The organism is Cohnella sp. WQ 127256 (genome assembly GCF_024519285.1).
Taxonomy (GTDB): Bacteria; Bacillota; Bacilli; order Paenibacillales; family Paenibacillaceae; genus Cohnella.
Window position 1 is genome coordinate 1,603,375 of sequence record NZ_JAMZCY010000001.1, and the last position, 20,496, is coordinate 1,623,870.

The window sequence follows — 20,496 nt, forward strand, 5'->3', positions numbered from 1 at the left end:
TGCCTTACCCCTTTATCAGTACCATTAGATTTACGCAATTGGGGTACCATTCTCGACAAGCTCATCAGGTTTTAAGAGCACTACGTCACCCTCTTCGGGAGTACCACCAATGACAAGCACCTCTGATTTATAACCTGCGATACGTCTAGCTGGAAAGTTTATTACGGCAACAACTTGCCGACCAATAAGTTGTTTTGGAGTATACCTTTGTGTGATTTGCGCCGAAGAGCTCTTAATACCTAGCGCTCCAAAATCGATTTCTAATTTTATAGCCGGCTTTCGAGCTTCTGGAAAAGGTTCTGCTTTAATTACTGTACCCACACGAATATCTAATTTCATAAAATCCTCAATTGTTACCACGAATGTTACCTCCAAGCACCTTAAGATTGATTTTTATTTTGAGGAGCATCAATATAAATTCTCATCAAAAAACAACAGGCTGTAATTGAATTGTACCAGAAGCTTGCTATCGCCGAAAAAGAAAGTGCAAATCCAAATATCAAAAAAGTTAATCATGCTGAGTTAATGAGTAAATTAAGGGGCCGTATACCGGCGGCATTAACTCTTCTTAGCCCGTTTGATGAATCAATCTCATTGTTAGCGCATTCTCCCCATCGCGATCATTTTTTATGTTGTACTATTAGATAGTGTAGAGATTCGCAGAGTTCAGCATGCAAATAGAAAGTATGATTTCTTGCTTTAGTTTCATGTCCTGCTCTATGTTCATCAAACAAAAAAGGAGCTTTCATGAAGCAAGCTCCTCTTTCGTTTGATGTGAGAAAATTCGCTACGACAACAAGTCATTTGGAAGACTCGGCGGACGGTGTTGCGGTAGAAACTGGACTTGGCGATGGTGTTATTTCCTCACGTTTAACGAGATGATAAGCAAAAAAACCAACGGCAGCAAAGCACAGTAGAAATACAATGATCATCTGCTTTTTGGTCATTAACATCCCCCATTCTCGTACGGATATACGTTTAAATGACGTACACCATCGTTTATTTTATTCTAGCTTAACCCAATCCATCACACCGTTTGAATCAGAATTCCAGACATCAATCGCTCACCTTGACGAGCATTTTACCGAGATTCTTACCTTGGAACAATTGTAGGAATGCCTCAATCACGTTGTCGAAACCATCTACAACTGTTTCTTCAACCTTCAATTTACCCTCTGTTAGCCATTTTCCAAGCTCCTGAAGCCCTTCAGACTGTCGAGCTGCATAATCACTGAGAACGAATCCTTTAATTAGAGAACGGGTCTTGATCAATCTAGTCTGAATACGTGGGCCGACGTCCCCGTCTGTACTGTTGTAGGAGGAAATAGCTCCACAGAGTGGAATACGTGCATAATCATTCAGTAAGCTCATCACAGCGTCTGAAATCACTCCACCCACATTGTCAAAATAGACATCGACACCCTTCGGGCATGCTTCTTGCAATGCCTGACCTAAGTTTCTCGTGGTTTTATAATTAATCGCCGCATCAAAACCAAGCTCTCTCTTCAAAAAGTCGCATTTATCATCAGAGCCTGCGATTCCAACAACACGCCCCCCTTTGATTTTGGCAATCTGTCCAACAAACATCCCTACGGAGCCCGCTGCCCCAGACACGACGACCGTCTCTCCTTCTTTCGGCTGGCCGATATCAAGTAAACCAAAGTAAGCTGTGAGGCCTGTCAAACCAAGAACACTTAAGTAAGCCGATACAGGAGCAATCGAATCATCGATCTTAGTTACTGTTTTTGCATCCACTGTATTGTATAGCTGCCAGCCCAGCATACCGATAATTTTGTCACCAGCTTTGAACAGCTCCGATTTCGATTCCACAATTTCTCCGACAAGTCCACCTGCTATAACCTCATTAAGCTGGTAAGGTGGAATATAAGATTTGGCATCGCTCATTCTTCCACGCATATAAGGATCCACCGATAAGTACAAAGTACGCACAACAACTTGTCCCTCTTGCGCATTAACCATAGGTACATCTCTAAACTCGAAATTTTGCTGTGTTGGCATCCCTACAGGGCGAGAAGACAACAGGACTTGTCTATTATTTGGCTGATTCATATGTTCACTTCTCCAATCTATTTTTAGTCGCTCTAAAACTCACGTATTACCCTCGAAAAAAATGGGTTTCTGGACATCTTATAACTTGTCCAAGAAACCCTGAAAAATACTCATCTGTTCCTCTACTGGATTAGCTTAACATTGGATGAATAGACACAAAAAATGGTGATGCAGGTCAGGGATTACCCCCTCCTGCATCACCACTTCTACGTTCTTATACCGTCTTACACATGAAAGTCTTGGCCAGAACGAACTTCTTTCACATGCCCTGCACGGATTACGAAATCACCGAAGTGCTCGCCTTCCTGACGTTCCTTTGAATATTGGTTAATAATCGGCTGCAATGACTTCAGAATCTCATCTTCACCGATGTTTTCTTTGTATAGCTTGTTAAGACGATTACCGGCAAAGCCGCCACCCAAGTACATATTGTACTTGCCAGGTGCTTTCCCAATGAACGCGATCTCTGCTAACGATGGACGGGCACAACCATTCGGACAGCCGGTCATACGAATCGTAATTTCTTCATCGCGAAGGCCCGCTTCCTCCAGCATGGGCTCCACCTTATCCAGGAACGAAGGGAGGTAACGCTCTGATTCAGCCATTGCCATCCCACAGGTCGGGAAAGCTACGCAAGCCATGGAATTTCTGCGCAACGCGGATAACTGAATCCCGTCAGTCAGGCCGTGCGCTTGCATCAATTCCTCAATCTTTTTCTTCTTCTGACTGCTAATGTTACCGATGATTAAGTTCTGGTTTGCCGTCAGGCGGAAATCCCCGGTATGCACCTTAGCGATTTCCCGTAAACCTGTCATCAGAAGATTGTCGTCTTCATCTTTAATTCTACCGTTCTGGATAAAGAGGGTATAATGCCATTTGCCATTGTCCCCTTTCACCCATCCATAACGATCACCATTATGATCGAAATGGTACGTTCGCGCCGCTTCAAGCTTCCAGCCTAATCGAGTGTTTAGCTCATTGCTAAACCATTCAATACCGCGATCATCGATCGTATACTTAAACCGAGCATGCTTACGTACGGAACGATCACCATAATCGCGTTGAATCGTAACCGTCTTCTCGGCTACATCGACAACTTGCTCTGGTGTACAGAACCCAATGACTTGAGACACTTGTGGATATGTCTTCGTATCGCCATGCGTCATTCCCATACCGCCGCCTACCGTAACGTTAAAGCCAACTAAGCGACCCTCTTCAATAATGGCAATATACCCTAAATCCTGGGAAAATACATCAACATCATTAGAAGGAGGAATAGCCATCCCGATCTTAAACTTACGAGGTAAGTAAACATGTCCGTAGATCGGCTCTTGCTCCTCGGAGCTGTCTACGAGCTTCTCCCCGTCAAGCCAAATCTCGTGATAAGCTCTCGTTTGCGGATCTAGGTGCGTACTAATACGACTTGCCCATCCGTAAACCTCTGCATGAATATCCGACTGATAAGGATTCGGGTTACACATTACGTTACGGTTAACATCACCACAAGCGGCAAGCGTGCTTAACATGGCATCGTTTACTTCACGAATCGTATTCTTCAGGTTCCATTTAATGACACCGTGTAGCTGGAAAGACTGACGAGTCGTTAGACGAATCGTACCACTGCCGTATTTGTGTGCGATTCTATCCATCATTAGCCATTGATCAGATGTAACTACTCCGCCAGCAGCACGCACACGAAGCATGAACTGATACGCAGGCTCTAGCTTTTGCTTATTCCGCTCATTACGCAAATCCCGATCATCCTGCATGTAGCTACCATGAAACTTCATCAAACGATTTTCGTCTTCGGGGATAGAAGAAGTGATTACACCTTTAAGAGTCTCTTCAAGGGTACCCCGCAAATAGTTGGTTCGGCGTTTAATATCTTCTACATCGCTATGTGGTGCACTATTGGGGGATAGTAGATTATTTTCTGACATTTCGATAGTCTCCTCTCGTAATCATTGGGATCAAGGCTTAGTATACATCCCGCTGATAACGTTTTTGCTGTTGCATAACACTCAAATACTCTGCTGCCGCTTCTGGGCTTAAGCCGCCTTCTTGTTCGAGAATCGCAAGTAATGTCGTTTGGACGTCATGTGCCATTTTCTTCTCGTCACCGCAGACATACACATGAGCGCCTTCCTGTAGCCATTCATATAACTCACGGCTATTTTCCTGCATCCGGTGCTGTACGTATACTTTCTTATCTGTATCGCGGGAGAAGGCGACATCCATCTTCGTCAGAACACCATCCCCAAGCCAACGCTGCCACTCAATCTGATAGAGGAAGTCAGTAATGAAATGCTGATCACCGTAGAAGAGCCATGATTTCCCTGGTGCTTGAGTCTCTTCTCGCTCTCCCATGAAAGCCCTGAATGGTGCAACACCCGTACCAGGTCCAATCATTATGATCGGAGTTTCAGGATTTTCAGGAAGCTTGAAGTTCATGTTCTGTTGAATATACACAGGCAGCTTATCACCGGCAACTACGCGGTCAGCAAGATGAACTGAGCAAACACCGTAACGGTTTCTTCCGTGGGCTTCGTACCGCACGGAACGAACCGTCGCATGCACTTCATCCGGAAATGCCTTCGAGCTACTGGAGATCGAGTATAAACGTGCTGGCAGCTTCCGCAAGAGCGATACGAAATCATTTGCAGGCACACCCTTTAAGGCGTAATCCTGTACCAGATCCAACAAATCCCGTCCATTAATATATGATCTTAGCTCCTGTTCGCGTCCTGCTACGAGTAGCTCATTCAAGCCCGCGTTCGCAGTCAGCTTAGCTAATTGCTCAATCAACGGCTTAGTCAGCACAGTGATTTCATAATAACGAAGTAATGCCTCCTGCAAAGAACCTTTATCACCATTCTTATTGAGAGTCACAAGCTCAGTCGTCGACCAGCCCATGGCATCAATGATTTCTTCGACAAGTCGAGGGTGATTTTCTGGGTAAATACCTAGGCTGTCACCTGGCTCGTATTGTAGATTAGAGCCTTCAAGAGAAATTTCAATGTGGCGCGTTTCACGGTCTGAGCCACGGCCATTCAAACTCAAGTTCTCCAGAACCTCAGCTTGGAATGGATTCGTCCGAGAGTATTCAGATTCCGTTTCGTTAACATCCGTCGCATTCACACCACTAACAACAGTCGCCGCTACGGACGCTACACTAAGGGAGCCAATCACTTGTTTAAACCATTCCGCGGCAGAATCGTCATAATCCACATCACAATCGATACGTGGACTAATACGTTTAGCTCCTAGTTCTTCTAAGCGCTTATCAAAATCTTTGCCTGTTTGGCAATAAAACTCGTAGGAGGTATCTCCAAGCGCGAGCACGGAAAAGTTTAATGTGTCTAATTTAGGTGCTCTCTTACTATGAAGAAACTCATAGAAAGTGATGGCATTATCCGGCGCATCTCCCTCTCCATGAGTACTCACTAAAATAAGCAGGTTTTGGACTGTCTTAAGGCTATTCGGCTTGAAGTCTCCCATAGCGGAGAGCGATACCTTAAGTCCTTTAGCTTCGAGCTCTTTGGTCAATTTTTTGGCGAGTCTATTACAGTTACCCGTCTGTGATCCGAAAAGCACGGTCACTTCCTTTGGTGCTGCTTGTACAGTTGCTGCCACATCCGCAAGCGGTGTTGCGCTAGATGTTACCGGAGACTTTGCTCCTTGAAGGGCAGTTAAATACCCACTCAGCCAAATTCGTTGTGAATCTGCCAGACTAGGTAGAAGGCGATTAAGTAGCTCAATTTGTTCCTGATTAAAAGGACTGTTTGTGACTTGAAGTTCCAACGATATCCACCCCACGATTAATTCGTTCATTCCGCATACCTAGAAGTTAATACCCAGTATTCATGTATCATTAATTTATTCGCTCTATTGAACCTACCATAGCAGACGTTTAGGGTCAATTAGAATGATCTTATAGGTTTAATCAGTTATATTGATAATGGAGTAATACCTGTGCAATTAGCACCAAAAAATGTGCGATTAACCCTATTATCCAATTAAAAGCGTTCAACTTTGAAAAATAGGTGCTCGTGGGATATGATTAATTAACAATTGTAGGATTCTATTGGGAGTGATGAACATGTTATTTTTACGAAACGAAACCTTTAGAGGCTATATCCGCATGTACCCTATTACAACATTAATACTTATAATCAACCTATTGATTATGATCACAGACACTCTGATTATGAACGATGAGTTGACGATCCGAGGGATGTTCTATATAGAGCCCGTGTTTAATCGATATGGACTAAGCGAGCCTTGGAGGTACATTACCTCCATCTTCCTACATGCGGGTTGGGAGCACTTATTGTTCAATAGCTTCTCTATTTTGGTATTCGCGCCTCCATTGGAACGAATATTAGGACATTTTCGATATGTATTCTTTTACTTAGCGGCAGGTGTTGCAGGTAACATCTTAACCACTGTCGTCCAAGCAGGCTCAGAATATGGATCTGTTGGTGCTTCGGGAGCCATTTATGGTGTCTTTGGTGCATTCTTGTATCTTGCGGTGTTCCGCATGTCAAGCTTAGACGATGCGACTCGCAAAACAATTTTTAGTCTCATCCTATTTGGACTTGTCTATTCCTTCATTGCTCCAAACATTAATATTTGGGCTCACTTAGGCGGCGCTATTGCAGGGTTTGCGATGATGAGCTTGGTCGCTCTACGAAAAAAATAAGCCATGACAATAAGAAAAAAACCGCTTATCGCGGTTGATTTCATTGGTATTTCCACGAAATAATATTATTAATAATAGGACATTGTAATGCCGTAATTCCTGAATCAGCAGGATTCAACGGTTTTATTTTGACAAGCGTACATGTCGCTGTATCAAATGAGGCTGAAGATGAAATTTCAAAGGGGTGTAATCCACCTACACCTGGATCAAAGGTAATGATGATGGAAGTAGCCCAACTCGGACGACTGCTCCAAGCCTGTTGCAATTCGATAAATTTACTGCAGCAGGTTGACCCTCCACCGCTACCACCTGATTTGGGAGGTTTCCCTGGATTTGAAGGCTTGCCAGGCTTAGGCGGTTTTTTCGGAGGCATATAATCACCTCCTTTCATCTTAATCCTCTATTATATCAGTCGAGTGCAATATGGCTTGTACGATTGTCTGCTAGTCTCGCAAATATCTAAAGTTCCTCCTTCATCAACCAAACAAGTAGATGTCCGTTATACACTTGAATAGATGTTACTTCAAACCCTGATCTCTCCGCCAGAACCGAACATTTCATCTGAGTCAAGGTTAAGAATCCAATTCTGATCGGATTGAATCGTTTCTTCCCATTGCTGCTTACGTAAATCGATCTCGTTGTTAAATTTAGACGAGGTGTTCTCTATGAGACGAATAGGTACGCCTTTGAGCATATTTAAGATCACTTCAACGGTATTGTCATTGCTACCATCATCAATAATAACGGCCTGATCGATATATTTGCGATGTTCCTCTAGCACTTAAGTTAAATAGCGACCGGACTCGTTCTTGACGACCATGCTCAAGGTCAGTGTTGGTCGATTAAAAATAATAGTAGGAAATAAAGGCTCACTCTTAGCCTCAATTGAATATTCCATTATTACTTCCTTGCCGATCTCAGCAAGAAATTCGTCCGCGCCTTTAAGATCTGAATCCCGATAAATGTGATAAGCCGGATAATGGGTATCTCAGAAATAATGTCTTTTTCCGCCGCAAGTAGTTGATCTACTGTACCGGGATGCAGCAGTACATCGGAATCAATTAACAGAATATAGTCATACTTGAATTCGATCGCTTTGCTTATCAAGCTATTTTTGAAGTCTGCGACCTTCCAAATCAGCTGTTCGTTCCAATAATGTGTCGTTTCATTACGAGCGTAGTCATCCTGCTGCCCTGAATTCTCAATCAAAATATAATTAACGGGATTAACAATTTGGGCAAATTGCTGGAGAAGCGCACTTGAAGTTGATTCTTGATTATCGTCAATAAAGCAATATCCAAACTCCACACCCCACATTAAGAATATTTACTATGGAGTTGTCGAGTTGAGTCCTTCAACTTGAATAGATAATGATAATCACTTCTGTTATCCATAAAATGTCCATTTGCGCACATCTGACGACGATATGTATATTGATAATAGGATTTAATAATTTGTTAGTCAGGGGGTTAATCCGATGCTAGATGCTGACTACCACCATCTGGATCACGTCAAGGAACAGCAAAAATCAAAGAAGACATTATGGATTACCTTAATATTGACCTTATTCTTTACTGTCGTTGAGGTGATCGGCGGTTTACTCTCACAATCACTAGCCTTATTATCCGATTCCGCACATATGATATCCGATGTTCTTGCCTTAGGACTAAGCATGTTCGCCATTTTCATGGCCACACGCAAACCCAACAATCACTATACATTCGGATATTTAAGGTTTGAGATCATCGCTTCCTTTCTTAATGGACTGACGCTCATTGTCATAGCCGTATGGATATTTTTTGAAGGAATTAAGAGAATGATCCACCCTCAAGAGGTGGACTTGAAGCTGATGCTGATCATCGCCGTAATCGGACTAATCGTTAATATCACGTTAACTTACGTACTATCACGCAGCATGAAGGAAGAAGAGAATCTAAATGTGAAGAGTGCTCTTTGGCACTTTATCGGGGATCTCCTAAGCTCTATTGGTGTCATTGTTTCTGCAATCTTAATCCATTACACTGGTTTGCAAATCTTAGATCCCTTGATCAGTATGGTGATCGGAGCAATCATCTGTATCGGTGGGTCAAGAATTGTACGCGAAGCGTATCTCATCCTTATGGAATCCGTACCGCCACAATTCGATTTAGATGAGATTCGCCAAGACATCGGAACAATCGAAGGTGTTGAGGACGTTCATGAGATGCATCTATGGGCAATATCAACCCAGCACTATTCGTTAACCGCTCATGTTTTCATTCGAGCCGACATCCAACCGTTCTGCGTCATTCTAGCTGTCAACGAAGTGCTTAAGAACAAATACAAGATCGCCCATTCCACAATCCAAATCGAGCACGCCACCATCCATGACCATGGAGAGTATGGCAAAAAGTTTTTACTTACTCATAGCTAATAGGAATAAACCATGGGTAGCAGTTAAAATGACTGTTACCCATGGTTTAATTAATCGCATTAATCGTTTATCAAATCCGCTTCATGCTCATTTTCTGATTCTTAATGTACAGTTGCCGTCGTATTGTATCGATAAGCGATAATCTTACATTACTGATCTCTAGGAAGAAGGAATGAGATGAAAAAATTATCCCTCCCCCTCATCATCCTACTCGTAATCTTCGCAGTCGTGTACTTTCAATCGTCCCCCGCAGAGGTAGCCGCACAGACCAAGTTCCAAGACGAGTCCGTGCAGATGATCGTTTCATCGAATCAGCCTACCGCCTCCAGTATGCATGAAAACTCCTTTGCGCTGACTCTAAAGGACACATCGGGTAATCCGATCCAGCATGCTGATCTTCAAGCAACTCTAGTTATGCCGAACATGTATTGCGGAATCATTCCTACTGAAATTGTTGAAGATGAGCCCGGAACGTACCAAGTGAAGGGTATACCTGTCATGCAAGGCAAGTGGGAGGTACAAATTACACTAAAAACAACGAGTAAGCTCATCCATGTCAAGCATCCCTTTATTGCCGATTAATTAATGCTATTAAATAAATTCACCACAACCAGGGGTGAATGGACGGAATCCATCCGTTCGCGACAAAGCCTTTCATCAGCGATAAAATCCCCATCATATAGGCCATCGTCGCGCCGACCGTTCTCATCCCTTTTCTCCATTTTTTCTGAATCCCACTTGCAAAGAGGCCCGTCAACAGTAATATCGGGAAGGTGGCTAACCCAAAAACGAACATAATGAGAATCCCATCGGTCCAAGATCCAGTAGCAGCGGCATTCATCTGCATCGCATAGGTGAGTCCGCACGGAAGGAAACCGAGCATTAAGCCTGTCATATAAATACCGGTTAGCTCGTATTGTTCTCTGATACGGGCAATTTTCTTACTCCAATACCGATTTCCGGGGAGAAGATTATGAGGAATAGGTAACGTGTAACGAAAGTAGGTCCACAACAGAATAAGAATTCCCCCAACAATACTTGCAATGCTCTGAACGCCGACAAACCCACCCGCTACATTTAGGAATGAACCCGCGAAACCCATAAATCCACCGATCAACGAATAGGTTGTCACCCTTCCTGCATTGTAGCTAAGCACGGACTTCAGTGGGGATTTCTTCGCATTAAGTGCAAAGGAGGATGCTATCCCACCGCACATGATCAAACAATGAGGAGCTCCTGCAATACCCGCTAAGGCCACAATAACTAAAGAATTCCCAGAAATCATTCGCTAGCGCCCCCTTCTCTTACCCCCGACGCTTGCCGTTCCTCTGGAGTCTTAACGCATTCGTAACGACGGTGATAGAGCTCGCTGCCATTCCAACGCAAGCGACTCGTGGATCTAAATATCCTAGGGCAGCAAAGGGAACAGCAATAAAGTTATAGACGACAGCAATACCTAAGTTTTGTTTAATATTTCTCATCGTTGTTCGACTGATCGCTATCGCTTCCAGTACGCTAGATAAACGATCATTGACGAGAATGATATCTCCAACTTCCTTCGCAGAGTTCACCCCACCCCCCATCGCAATGCCGATGTTCGCAGCGGACAAAGCCGCTGTGTCGTTATTGCCATCACCGATCACAGCGACAATACGCCCCTGACTACGCAGATCTCGTACCGTACCCAGCTTCTGTTCGGGGCTCATCCCCGCATGCACTTGCTCAATTCCCGCTTCATCGGCTATCTTGCTGGCGGGTAGCGGCTGATCTCCCGTTACCATCCATACCTCTGCCTGAGATTTCAACCTTCGAACGACTTCAGAAGCATCCTCCCTAAGTGGATCACTTAAAATGAACCATCCTGCTAATTGTGAATTGATCGAGATATAGAGAATTGTTCTACCAACTTCTTCAGAAATAGGTGCGGCCTTCTCTGTCATCTGAATACGTTCCGAACGTAGCCATTTCAGGTGGCCAACGCGAATGATTTTCCCTTCCACTTGCCCAGACATTCCGTTACCGGGGATTTCCAATACATTCGAGGATTCCGGTAAAATCAATCGGTGTCTTTCCGCTGCTTGGAGTATCGCTTGTGCCAGTAAGTGCGAGGAATGCTGTTCGATAGAGGCGGCCATACGAAGCAAGTACGTATCCGATACTCCTAGTGAACAGATGGTCGTCAGCTTAGGTTTGCCTTCTGTTAACGTCCCTGTTTTGTCGAGCAGCACGTGATCAATAAGGTGGAGCTCCTCCAGAGCTCGGCCGTCTTTGAACAAAATGCCTGATCGTGCAGATTGTGCGGTTGCGATGAGGATAGAAACAGGCGTAGCAAGGCCTAAGGCACAAGGACAGGCGACTAGAAGCACAGATAAAGCGTAGCTGATCGCCTTTTCCGAGGCTCCTTCATTCCCCGGAAGATACCATGCCAGAAATGTACCCAAAGCACATAGGATCATGAACGGGACGAAATAGGCTGCAACACGATCTACTTTGCGTGCAATCACGGGTTTGTTGCTTTGTGATTCCTCAACCATCGCGATCATCCGAGATAGACGCGAGCCTTGCCTGTCGCTGCTCGCTTTAATATGAAGCTTCCCATTCAAGCACCGTGTTCCGCTGTACACCTGATCTCTAATCGACCGCACTACAGGCAAGCTTTCACCCGTCAGTAGGGATTCATCGATTTCCGATATTCCGAAAACAACAATTCCGTCTGCTGAAATCCACTCGCCTGCTTGAACGCATACAATTTCACCTTGTATTAACTCTTCTGCCGGTATCCATACCTCTACATTCCCTCGAATGACACGAACGAGGCGGATCTGGAGATCATACAGCTCGTTAAGATCCTTTAGGGCCTTCCCCTTCGCGATTGATTCAAGCAGCTTTCCAAGCAAGATAACCGTCAAGATCATAGCAATTGCATCGAAATATAGAGCGATATGAGGGATATGCCCCCCATGGTGATTTCCGCGGAAAATCTGATAATGACTATAAAAATAAGCAGCTGTAGTGCTTATGACAATCAATACATCCATATTGGCACTTCGTTGCTTTAATGCCTGATAAGCGCCAAGGAAAAACGGATATCCGATATAAAATTGCAAGATCGTCGCGATTAGCCATTGAAAATAAGGATTAACAAAGAAAGGGGGGACATACACGAATGAGGAAAGGATCGGAAAATGCATAAACATCCCCCAGAGGAGAGGGATGGAGAGGACGAGTGCTGCTATGAATCGAATCAGATAGTTCCGGATTTCCGCATCATTAGCTGCTCTCGGCTGAAGTCCCTTTTCAATTCCATAGCCTAATTGTTCGATCTTCCGACAAATATCGGATTCACTAACCGATTTAGGCTCTAATTGAACTGACGCTTGAGCAGTTGCCAGATTAACTGAGACCCCAAGAACACCTTCGACACGCCCTACGGCCTTCTCAATCCTCGAGGAGCATGCAGCACAAGTCATACCTGTGATATACAATCGTATCGTTTGCAAGACTATCCCTCTTCTCACACATCGGACTTAAACGGATTTCGCTTGTCCTCTAATCTATGTGTAGGGATAATCATTCAGAATTAGTTCTGGAAGTAACCTTGTTCGTAAGCGTATCGCGTTAATTGAACCCGGTTATCCAAATGCAGCTTTTGCAAAATATTTTTGAGATGGTTCTTCACCGTATGCTCGGAAATATCCAGCTTGTCCGAAATATCGCGATTGGATAAACCCTTTGCTACCCATCTTAATATTTCCTGCTCCCGTGGAGTTAGCGGACTGTTATCTGACTTAGGCGCCTCCTTCTGAGCGAATTCCAACAAGATACGTTGGGCTAGTTCTCTCGAGAAAGGTGCTTGATCATAAATAACAGCTCTTAAATACTCATGCCAGGTCGAAGGGTTTAAGTTCTTAAGTAAATACCCTTGCGCGCCCTTCTTCAATGCTTCGAACAAATGTGTAATATCGTCTGACACGGTTACCATAACGATTTTAACGTAGGGATATCGAGACTTAATTTCTTTAGTCGCCTCAAGTCCACCCATGTCCTTCATATTAATATCCATAAGAATAAGATCCGGCATCCATTTCTCTGTGAGTTGAATGGCTTCTATTCCACTTGTTCCCTCTGCGACAATGTCGAAAATCGGGTCAGAGCTGAGAATGGTTCTAATCCCTTCTCTAGCGTGAATATGGTCGTCAACGATTACAACACGGATAGATGAGTTCATAGTTATGTCACCCCGTTATTTCGATTTGTTTATAAGGCTGCTTCCAGTAGTGTCTTAATTTGTTCCTTATCGGTCAATTCACCTAATTTGATCTGCCGGAGCTTTCCTGAATGATCGATGATAAAGGTCGCGGGTAGCCCAACTAACTGATACGCTTCTGAGATTGTGCCCGTTACATCAATAATAACGGGAAAGGAAATGTCATGAGCTTTCAGAAACTCGTTTACTGTGCCTCTTGATTCTCCCACATTTACGGATACAAGTTCAAAATCGATTTCATTGGATTGATACATTTCTTCAATGAGGGGCATTTCCTCTACACAAGGATGGCACCAAGAGGCCCAGAAGTTAAGAAATACAACTTGATCTTCATAGCCACGAAGAGTAACAGACTGTCCCACAGTATTCGTTGCCGTAAAATCTGGTGGAGCAGCTCCGATACGAATCGAGCTTGTTTCCTGATGTGTATCCGCTTGTTGATCCGCCACAAACACCCATACTAATGCGACGACGGAGAGGATGGCTATTAATGTACTTAGGATGCTTCTTCTCGTCCAGCTTCCCGGCTTCATTGCAGTGCCTCATGGAATGCGGCATGAAGAGCTTGAGCACCAAATTTCATCCGGTAGTTGTCGACTGTACCTTCTCCTCTGTTAACCCCATTATTAAGAAAAATGACGTAGTCTGCAACCTCTTCCGCTACCTGCAGCTGATGAGTCGAGAAAATAACCGCATGTCCTTCTTGTTTAATCCCCTTGACTAATTGTACGAACTCATTCATCCAGAAAGGATCTAGTCCATTCGTCGGCTCGTCCATGATCAAGAGAGGAGGCTTAGCTAGAATCGCTTGAGCAAACAATAAGCGTTGGCGCATTCCCTTGGAGAACGTATGGACTTTGTTGTTTTTCTTATGTTCTAACCCCACCAAAGTTAGCACTTCAACGATACGTTGCTTCGGTACACATCTAAGTGCTGCCCAGAAGGATAACGCTTCATATGCGGTCAACCCGTTGCTGAATTGGTAATCATCAGGCATATAGCCGATTTGCTTGGCAAAATTCGCTCTATCTTTTCCCCACTGCATTCCATTAATTTGAATATTTCCATGAGTAGGCTGCATAATACCCGCAATCATTCGCAAGATCGTGCTTTTCCCTGCACCGTTCCCTCCACACAACGCAAGAACTTGACCAGAGGCGATGGATAAGTCGATATTATCGACAATTTGCTGCCCTTTGATTGATTTGCTTACTCCTGAAACCTTAACGATAGTGTCATCCATGAGAGCGCCCTCTTTCCCATTTCCAATAAACGAGGCCCATAGATATGCCAATCCAAGCTATGCACACTCCTAGGAATAAGAGCGTTCCGCTAGGCTGGTGGATCCAGCTTACCCATTGATAATATTCCGGACCTAAGATGGAGCCTCCTCCAAGCTTTATGACGACGAATAATCGAACTAGCTCGGCCGGGTTAAAGAAGGTTAGCACAACTAATATCGGCTTAATCCATAAATAAGGAAGATTATCTAATATGGAGATCAGAATGGTTGGCCAGCCTATAATGAAGAAGAACCATATCGAGACACTGATCGTCAACGCTTGCCATCGATTTCGTGATAACGAACCCACGATCAAGGATATGGATAGAAATAATAGCACGAGCCCGACTGAGAACGATAGAAAGAGGATGTAAGTATTTAGATCAAAGCTGGTGCCCGTGAGCACGCTTGCGATCCCCATCAGTCCGTAGCCGAACCCAACTATCGTTACTAACACGACTGATAATCCTAAGTATTTACCAATGACGAATGACATCGTTCCTAGAGGATAAGTAGATAATAATTGCCAGCTCCCCTCCTCCTTCTCTGACGTTAACGAGAAAGAGCCTAAGAACAGAGTCATCAAGGGCAATAAGTATAAAATCAAACTTAGCATGGAGCCTGTAATTCCCGAATAGCCTTGAACGATATTTTGCGAGTTTATGAGCAACAAGCTAAGGCTGAATATCGAAAATAGAGCGAGGTAAGAGTAGGCCCACGGATTTCGAAAGCCGATCTTAATCTCTCTTCGCGCGACTTGCAACAAATCTCTCATCGTTACATCCCCATATCATTCTTTTTGTCGCCGTCCATCTCGCTATGCATGTTCTCCTCGTTATGCTCGTCCATATCACCCATCTTCATCATATCCCGATTCTGCTCCCATGTATGGGAAGACAAATCCTCTGAGCTCATCAGCTTACCTACACCTTGCTCTGCAATGAAGGCTTCAGCGGACTTCTTGTCCTTAAAGCTAATAATTCCGTAAGCCATCGGTGTACGTAATGAAGCATCATACACATAAGAAGCTTTCTTATATTCAATCCAATCCTTATCGTTATAGTCGCGGACGTAGTCCATTCCGATGTTATCTGCTCCATTTGATGACTTCCATTTGTTCATGCAGCCAATATCATCGAATTTGAGCGTTTTACCATCCTTTGTTGTCAATTGCGTCGCATAGGCATCATCCTTCACCTGCATTTTACAATTCGCGCAAATATCAACCTCTTCGTTGATCGGAACCGCCTCATACTTCTTTCCACCGCAGCCCGCTAATACCGTAATCGCCATTAAGATTACCAATGCCATTGTCCATTTTCTCATTGTTTTCTTACCCCCAAGAATAGAATGATGAAGATTGATACAAATAGTAGAAGAGCTCCAACAAGACCGATCCATACACTTGATCCAGTGGATAGATTAGCGTTGTCGTCAATGCTTGAAGCTTGACTCATCAAGGGTGAGTGATCCTTAGCCCAGCTTTCCTGATCATCCGAGAACATACTACTTAAGAACGTCATGCCTGGCGATTGGAAAAAGATCTGGTACGCAGATGTCTTCGAGATAAGCTGTTGATAGAAAGGGTTGATGGTATAAGCCATATCGCTTGTTCCGTTCTTGTCCACGTCTAACCCTTGAAAGGCGTCCCAATAGTTACCGTCCATCCGATTCCCACTGCTATCCAATGCCTCTGCTTCGATTACATTGGATATAAAACGATTGTTGTTCAATTCATTTCCTTCAGATTCAAGAAATTGAATTCCCATGAAATTACGTAGGATTGAATTATCTCTAAGCTGATTGTTTGAGGATTGCTCTACATAGATCCCCACTCGATTACCTTCAACAATATTGCTCTTAATTACCGAGGTCTGAACATCGAACAACAGAATCCCCTGAGAGTTCACGTTCTCGCTCTGCTTACGAAAGGAGTTCCCGGATACAAGGGCATCCTTCACACCCATGACCATCGCTCCAGTGACGTTAAATTCACCTACATTACCGACCAATGTTGTGCCTTTGGTATACATCGAATGAAAGCCATATCGTGATCGATAGAGTTTGTTACCTTCTACGTTTACACGATCGCTATTCTCCAAGTAGATTCCATCACGCATGTCGTATATTTCGTTGGCTTCTATACGATTATCATGGGAGTTATACAGATCGATCCCATTCTGCTTCTTAGCCATGCTTGTTTTCTTGTCTTTCTTAGTCTTAAACCACGTGATCGTATTCTCTTTAAACAGTCCCCTATCCGCGTCTCGAACTAGAATTCCGAAGCCACGAGTTTCTATCGTCATCTGTTCAATGACAGCCCCATCTGCAGTAACGAGTATGGCAGATGATTCACCTGAAGGGCTGTGCTGTATAGAGAATTGACTTAGTTCAACCTGTTCGGAACGTATTTCTATAGCAGGTTGATTACTTTCATTACGTACGCTGACAGCTGCTCCACCTATAATCGTAAGCGGCTTGTTGATGATAGCAGGACCTTCATACTCTCCCGCGGGAAGCTTGATTACATCTCCCGATTTGGCCGCATCAATGATCTGCTGTAAGTGTTCAGCTCCGGCATTCCTATTTGCCGCCGAGATAGAGTCTTGTATTACGATCGTAGAATAAGTAAGTAATAGCAGTCCGCAGCAGAGGAAACGAGCAATTGAGTGGCGAATCATTCGACCACATCCAGCTCTTTCTTCTTAGTGATATGGACATCATCATGATAGAGATGGATAAACACCTCATATTGGGCTGCTGCCTTAAATGTGTAGGAGGTCTCATATTTCCCTCCACCAAGGTTGTCTAGATCGATAATCTCCGCTGGGATATTGAATGCGCGAACCTCAAATTGCACTTCCGTGTTCTCTGCGTTAATTAATCCAGTTACATTAGCTCCAAGCTTGATTTCTTGACCCGCTTGAGGAGGAGCTGGTACGGTAACCAGTTCAACGGAAACATCCTTGGGGTCTTCTCCAGCTTGATTAGTGGAGGTTCCACAAGCAGTCATAATAATCATGAATACACTAAGCAATAACAGTAGATTCCACTTTGAGATTTTCATTAGATCACTCCGACTCGTTAATATGTATCTTCCTAACTACTATATCTCGCCAATGATTAACAAAAAATGACTCTAAGGGGCTATTATGAGCTTGATATTTGACTATTTTGTGTAGAGTTGTGTCCATCTAAATAAGGAAAAGGACACCTGTTTGGGTGCCCTCTTGCCGTCATTATTTTTAATTGGACTCAACTACATATGAGCAACTCCGGACTGAGGCTTCTTCGTGGATGCGAGTCTACTCGCTCCAACGAACATCGCCGTAATCAAACCAATTCCCCCGACACAAATGCTAAGGATAAAACCATGATTGATTGCGGTGCCGAGCGACTCTTGTAGGAACTTACGGATTTGCGGATCAAGCTTGTCAGCTCCTCGCATTAATAGCTCCGGATTAGCTAGCGTGCTTATTTTATCCGCTGGAATTCCGACCTTAGTGGCACCATCCGCAATTAAAGTCGTCAAATTATTATTCACGATGGTAGCCATAATAGATGCGCCCAATACGCCGCCGATATTGCGCCAGAAGCCAACGATGGAAGAGCTGACCCCCATGTATTTGGGATCAACATTTGCAGCTATTGCGCTCTGAGCGACACTCATCAAAGGACCAACCGCACCAAAGCCAAGTATGATCATTAATAAAATCATATAACCACTAGAAGCCTCGCTGCTGACTACGTACAGCAAGCAGGAAACCACGATAGACATGAGCATTGAGACCACCATCAACGTGCGAAAAGCAAACTTGGACTGCAAGAAGCCAAACAATACAGCCCCAGCTATTAAGGAAGCCATCATGGGCGTTAAAGTTCCATTGGAGTTAGAGTGTCCCAGCACTCCAACCGTAAAGCTAGGCAAATAAGTAATCGCTGAAAACATGAGCACACCTTGACAGAAGCAGAGTATGCTTGTTCCAAGAACCATCTTGTTCTTAAAAATCCGCAGCGGAAGCACAGGTTCGGCAGCACGCAACTCGACCCGAAAGAACAGAGTACCCATGATAACAGCTGTAGCAAACAGGCTAATGATCTGCCAAGAACTCCAAGCGTAATCCTTGCCCCCCCATTCCAGTGCAAGCATTAAGGATACTGTTGTAATGATTAGCAATACTGTACCGATATAATCAATTTTTGGTTTACTTTCCGAACGAGTTTCCTTTAACGCAATCATAAGAACAATCATCGACGCCAGACCGATCGGAACGTTAACATAGAAGTTCCATCTCCAACCGAGATGATCCGCAATAAAACTACCTAATTGGGGGCCAGCAACAGAAGAAAGACCGAAGATTGCTCCGAACACGCCAGCCATTTTCGCTGCATCCTTCGGATCCTTGAATATCGTGTAAATAATTGTGAAGCTGATCGGGAATAACGCACCTGAGCCAATGCCCTGAATAACGCGGAAGAAAATGAGCTGATCCACGCTTTGAGCCACTCCGCATAACGCTGACCCGACTAGAAATAATCCGATTCCGATTAAGTAGAACAGCTTTCTACCGAAGATATCCGACATTTTACCGAACACGAGCATCGTACTTGTAGCCGCTAACATATAGGCCGTAAACACCCAGCTTATTTTATCAAACACATTAAAGTCTTCACTTAACTTACTTATACACGATGCAACAATCGTATTGTCTAATGAAGACATCAGCAATCCAAGAGCCATTGCTATGACAATAAGACCTTTTTTTGAGCCTGTTCCCGTCATTCTATTTCCTCTTCTCTTGTTCTAATTGTTCCATCTGCACTAACCCCTCAGCGATCGCCTCCAAATTGGCACGATATCCTTTAAGTCCGATTTGAATACAAATGATTTTCGTCAGAGGCAGATAGTCCTTCTCGTGTTCAAACAGATCATTTAATCGGTCTAAATTCATTTGAAATGCCCTTTGTGCCTCGTGAAGCCAAGCGATGACCTTGTCATATCCGACATACTCCCCAAAGAAAAGCCTCATTAAGAAATCAGACTTGAAGGAATCATTCTCCACAGGGCTAAGCATGTAGGCGTTAAACTTGGCTCTACCGAACTCAGTGATCGTATAGACGTTCTTATTCGGTTTTCCTTCCTGCTGGACGTTCTCCTTCGTGATGAGCTCCTCCTGCTCCATCCGACTGAGAGTGGGATAGATCGTCCCATAGCTTGATTGATAAAAATAATTAAACAATCCTTCCAACGATTGTTTAATTTCATAACCGGATGACGACTTCTTCATAAGCATCCCTAAGATCACATCTTGGCTGTTCATTCCCAATTCCCCCGATAGGTTGCAACTTCTTACATAGGTGTGTACCATTGTTTTCCATGAATAATATATCAGTCCGATATATATCGAGTCAATATATTTTTCGCCTAATAAATAGGTTTTAAAAGAAAAAAATGGTGACACAGGAAAAGAAACTCCTGCACCACCACATTTGATTGGGTCAATTGCTCAGCTCTTCGCATTTTCTATCTCAACTACAGTTACTTTTTCTTCGGGCTCGTCATCAACGATGCCTTTGGTTGAATTCCGGAACTCCCGTAACGTATCACCGAAAGCCCGGCCTAATTGTGGCAGCTTGGCAGGACCAAATACAATTAACGCGATGGCTAATATAATAATTAACCCTGAAATGCCGATATTGTTAAACATTGCAGCACCTCCCTCCTCGACGAATTTCACTTGAATGCATATAGAAAGGTAAGC

At 43.9% G+C, this 20,496-nt stretch carries 23 protein-coding genes; 3 read left to right on the forward strand and 20 right to left on the reverse strand.

Annotated elements, in window-relative coordinates; translation table 11 throughout:
- Positions 1-30: 30 nt before the first annotated feature.
- From csaA to M1K58_RS07175, 5 genes are all read right to left on the reverse strand, one after another.
- Positions 31-360: a chaperone CsaA gene (csaA, locus tag M1K58_RS07155; RefSeq protein WP_256757962.1), complete on the reverse strand. Its 330-nt coding sequence runs from the start codon at positions 358-360 to the stop codon at positions 31-33.
- Positions 361-800: 440 nt separating this feature from the next.
- A complete protein-coding gene (locus tag M1K58_RS07160) occupies positions 801-947 on the reverse strand; it encodes a hypothetical protein (protein ID WP_256757963.1) in 147 nt (48 codons plus the stop codon).
- Between the two features lie 109 nt (positions 948-1,056).
- A complete protein-coding gene (locus M1K58_RS07165; protein ID WP_256757964.1) occupies positions 1,057-2,070 on the reverse strand; it encodes an NADP-dependent oxidoreductase in 1,014 nt (337 codons plus the stop codon).
- Between the two features lie 224 nt (positions 2,071-2,294).
- Entirely contained in the window at positions 2,295-4,010 is a 1,716-nt protein-coding gene (gene cysI / locus M1K58_RS07170; protein WP_256757965.1) for an assimilatory sulfite reductase (NADPH) hemoprotein subunit, read from the reverse strand.
- Between the two features lie 37 nt (positions 4,011-4,047).
- Positions 4,048-5,871 carry an assimilatory sulfite reductase (NADPH) flavoprotein subunit gene (locus tag M1K58_RS07175; protein ID WP_256757966.1) on the reverse strand — a complete coding sequence of 608 codons (1,824 nt, stop codon included), beginning with the start codon at positions 5,869-5,871 and terminating at the stop codon, positions 4,048-4,050.
- A 298-nt stretch (positions 5,872-6,169) separates the two neighbouring features.
- On the opposite strand from M1K58_RS07175, the gene M1K58_RS07180 reads away from it, so the two are divergent.
- A complete protein-coding gene (locus M1K58_RS07180; RefSeq protein ID WP_256757967.1) occupies positions 6,170-6,772 on the forward strand; it encodes a rhomboid family intramembrane serine protease in 603 nt (200 codons plus the stop codon).
- Positions 6,773-6,812: 40 nt separating this feature from the next.
- Here the strand turns inward: M1K58_RS07180 and M1K58_RS07185 are convergent, their stop codons facing one another.
- From M1K58_RS07185 to M1K58_RS07195, 3 genes are all read right to left on the reverse strand, one after another.
- A complete protein-coding gene (locus tag M1K58_RS07185) occupies positions 6,813-7,145 on the reverse strand; it encodes a hypothetical protein (RefSeq protein ID WP_256757968.1) in 333 nt (110 codons plus the stop codon).
- 150 nt (positions 7,146-7,295) lie between these two features.
- Positions 7,296-7,553: a glycosyltransferase family protein gene (locus M1K58_RS07190; RefSeq protein WP_256757969.1), complete on the reverse strand. Its 258-nt coding sequence runs from the start codon at positions 7,551-7,553 to the stop codon at positions 7,296-7,298.
- Positions 7,554-7,672: 119 nt separating this feature from the next.
- A complete protein-coding gene (locus M1K58_RS07195; protein WP_256757970.1) occupies positions 7,673-8,080 on the reverse strand; it encodes a glycosyltransferase family protein in 408 nt (135 codons plus the stop codon).
- 169 nt (positions 8,081-8,249) lie between these two features.
- On the opposite strand from M1K58_RS07195, the gene M1K58_RS07200 reads away from it, so the two are divergent.
- Positions 8,250-9,185, forward strand: coding sequence for a cation diffusion facilitator family transporter (locus M1K58_RS07200; RefSeq protein ID WP_256757971.1), 936 nt, complete (start codon positions 8,250-8,252; stop codon positions 9,183-9,185).
- Positions 9,186-9,362: 177 nt separating this feature from the next.
- Positions 9,363-9,767 carry a FixH family protein gene (locus M1K58_RS07205; RefSeq protein ID WP_256757972.1) on the forward strand — a complete coding sequence of 135 codons (405 nt, stop codon included), beginning with the start codon at positions 9,363-9,365 and terminating at the stop codon, positions 9,765-9,767.
- A gap of 19 nt (positions 9,768-9,786) precedes the next feature.
- Here the strand turns inward: M1K58_RS07205 and M1K58_RS07210 are convergent, their stop codons facing one another.
- From M1K58_RS07210 to tatA, 12 genes are all read right to left on the reverse strand, one after another.
- The gene (locus tag M1K58_RS07210) at positions 9,787-10,470 is read right to left on the reverse strand and encodes a sulfite exporter TauE/SafE family protein (protein ID WP_256757973.1); all 684 of its coding nucleotides are present in this window, start codon (positions 10,468-10,470) and stop codon (positions 9,787-9,789) included.
- A 19-nt stretch (positions 10,471-10,489) separates the two neighbouring features.
- Entirely contained in the window at positions 10,490-12,685 is a 2,196-nt protein-coding gene (locus tag M1K58_RS07215) for a heavy metal translocating P-type ATPase (RefSeq protein ID WP_256757974.1), read from the reverse strand.
- Between the two features lie 80 nt (positions 12,686-12,765).
- Positions 12,766-13,413: a response regulator gene (locus tag M1K58_RS07220; protein ID WP_256757975.1), complete on the reverse strand. Its 648-nt coding sequence runs from the start codon at positions 13,411-13,413 to the stop codon at positions 12,766-12,768.
- A gap of 29 nt (positions 13,414-13,442) precedes the next feature.
- A complete protein-coding gene (locus M1K58_RS07225; protein ID WP_256757976.1) occupies positions 13,443-13,985 on the reverse strand; it encodes a TlpA family protein disulfide reductase in 543 nt (180 codons plus the stop codon).
- Positions 13,982-14,695 (reverse strand): ABC transporter ATP-binding protein, encoded by a 714-nt coding sequence (locus tag M1K58_RS07230; RefSeq protein WP_256757977.1) that lies wholly within the window; start codon positions 14,693-14,695, stop codon positions 13,982-13,984. Before M1K58_RS07230 ends, M1K58_RS07225 begins: the two co-directional genes overlap by 4 nt.
- Positions 14,688-15,509, reverse strand: a complete 822-nt coding sequence (locus M1K58_RS07235; RefSeq protein WP_256757978.1) for an ABC transporter permease — start codon at positions 15,507-15,509, stop codon at positions 14,688-14,690. Before M1K58_RS07235 ends, M1K58_RS07230 begins: the two co-directional genes overlap by 8 nt.
- 2 nt (positions 15,510-15,511) lie before the next feature.
- Complete coding sequence (locus M1K58_RS07240; RefSeq protein ID WP_256757980.1) at positions 15,512-16,060, reverse strand: nitrous oxide reductase accessory protein NosL; 549 nt, start codon at positions 16,058-16,060, stop codon at positions 15,512-15,514.
- Complete coding sequence (locus M1K58_RS07245; RefSeq protein WP_256757981.1) at positions 16,057-17,415, reverse strand: right-handed parallel beta-helix repeat-containing protein; 1,359 nt, start codon at positions 17,413-17,415, stop codon at positions 16,057-16,059. Before M1K58_RS07245 ends, M1K58_RS07240 begins: the two co-directional genes overlap by 4 nt.
- On the reverse strand, positions 17,412-17,801 hold the full coding sequence (locus M1K58_RS07250; RefSeq protein WP_256757982.1) for a hypothetical protein: 390 nt from the start codon (positions 17,799-17,801) through the stop codon (positions 17,412-17,414). Before M1K58_RS07250 ends, M1K58_RS07245 begins: the two co-directional genes overlap by 4 nt.
- Positions 17,802-17,993: 192 nt before the next feature.
- Positions 17,994-19,517, reverse strand: coding sequence for a DHA2 family efflux MFS transporter permease subunit (locus M1K58_RS07255; RefSeq protein WP_256757983.1), 1,524 nt, complete (start codon positions 19,515-19,517; stop codon positions 17,994-17,996).
- A 1-nt stretch (position 19,518) separates the two neighbouring features.
- A complete protein-coding gene (locus M1K58_RS07260; protein WP_256757984.1) occupies positions 19,519-20,055 on the reverse strand; it encodes a PadR family transcriptional regulator in 537 nt (178 codons plus the stop codon).
- A 186-nt stretch (positions 20,056-20,241) separates the two neighbouring features.
- Positions 20,242-20,442, reverse strand: a complete 201-nt coding sequence (gene tatA / locus M1K58_RS07265; protein ID WP_256757985.1) for a twin-arginine translocase TatA/TatE family subunit — start codon at positions 20,440-20,442, stop codon at positions 20,242-20,244.
- Between the last annotated feature and the right edge of the window lie 54 nt (positions 20,443-20,496).

Excerpts from the sequence above, each read along its gene's own strand:
- tatA (WP_256757985.1), bottom strand. The coding sequence starts at position 20,442 with ATGTTTAACAATATCGGCATTTCAGGGTTAATTATTATATTAGCCATC.
- M1K58_RS07255 (WP_256757983.1), bottom strand. The coding sequence starts at position 19,517 with ATGACGGGAACAGGCTCAAAAAAAGGTCTTATTGTCATAGCAATGGCT.
- M1K58_RS07205 (WP_256757972.1), top strand. The coding sequence starts at position 9,363 with ATGAAAAAATTATCCCTCCCCCTCATCATCCTACTCGTAATCTTCGCA.
- M1K58_RS07225 (WP_256757976.1), bottom strand. The coding sequence starts at position 13,985 with ATGAAGCCGGGAAGCTGGACGAGAAGAAGCATCCTAAGTACATTAATA.
- M1K58_RS07240 (WP_256757980.1), bottom strand. The coding sequence starts at position 16,060 with ATGAGAAAATGGACAATGGCATTGGTAATCTTAATGGCGATTACGGTA.
- M1K58_RS07200 (WP_256757971.1), top strand. The coding sequence starts at position 8,250 with ATGCTAGATGCTGACTACCACCATCTGGATCACGTCAAGGAACAGCAA.
- M1K58_RS07235 (WP_256757978.1), bottom strand. The coding sequence starts at position 15,509 with ATGAGAGATTTGTTGCAAGTCGCGCGAAGAGAGATTAAGATCGGCTTT.
- M1K58_RS07230 (WP_256757977.1), bottom strand. The coding sequence starts at position 14,695 with ATGGATGACACTATCGTTAAGGTTTCAGGAGTAAGCAAATCAATCAAA.
- M1K58_RS07250 (WP_256757982.1), bottom strand. The coding sequence starts at position 17,801 with ATGAAAATCTCAAAGTGGAATCTACTGTTATTGCTTAGTGTATTCATG.
- M1K58_RS07260 (WP_256757984.1), bottom strand. The coding sequence starts at position 20,055 with ATGAACAGCCAAGATGTGATCTTAGGGATGCTTATGAAGAAGTCGTCA.
- cysI (WP_256757965.1), bottom strand. The coding sequence starts at position 4,010 with ATGTCAGAAAATAATCTACTATCCCCCAATAGTGCACCACATAGCGAT.
- M1K58_RS07160 (WP_256757963.1), bottom strand. The coding sequence starts at position 947 with ATGACCAAAAAGCAGATGATCATTGTATTTCTACTGTGCTTTGCTGCC.
- M1K58_RS07165 (WP_256757964.1), bottom strand. The coding sequence starts at position 2,070 with ATGAATCAGCCAAATAATAGACAAGTCCTGTTGTCTTCTCGCCCTGTA.
- M1K58_RS07220 (WP_256757975.1), bottom strand. The coding sequence starts at position 13,413 with ATGAACTCATCTATCCGTGTTGTAATCGTTGACGACCATATTCACGCT.
- M1K58_RS07210 (WP_256757973.1), bottom strand. The coding sequence starts at position 10,470 with ATGATTTCTGGGAATTCTTTAGTTATTGTGGCCTTAGCGGGTATTGCA.
- M1K58_RS07245 (WP_256757981.1), bottom strand. The coding sequence starts at position 17,415 with ATGATTCGCCACTCAATTGCTCGTTTCCTCTGCTGCGGACTGCTATTA.
- M1K58_RS07180 (WP_256757967.1), top strand. The coding sequence starts at position 6,170 with ATGTTATTTTTACGAAACGAAACCTTTAGAGGCTATATCCGCATGTAC.
- M1K58_RS07185 (WP_256757968.1), bottom strand. The coding sequence starts at position 7,145 with ATGCCTCCGAAAAAACCGCCTAAGCCTGGCAAGCCTTCAAATCCAGGG.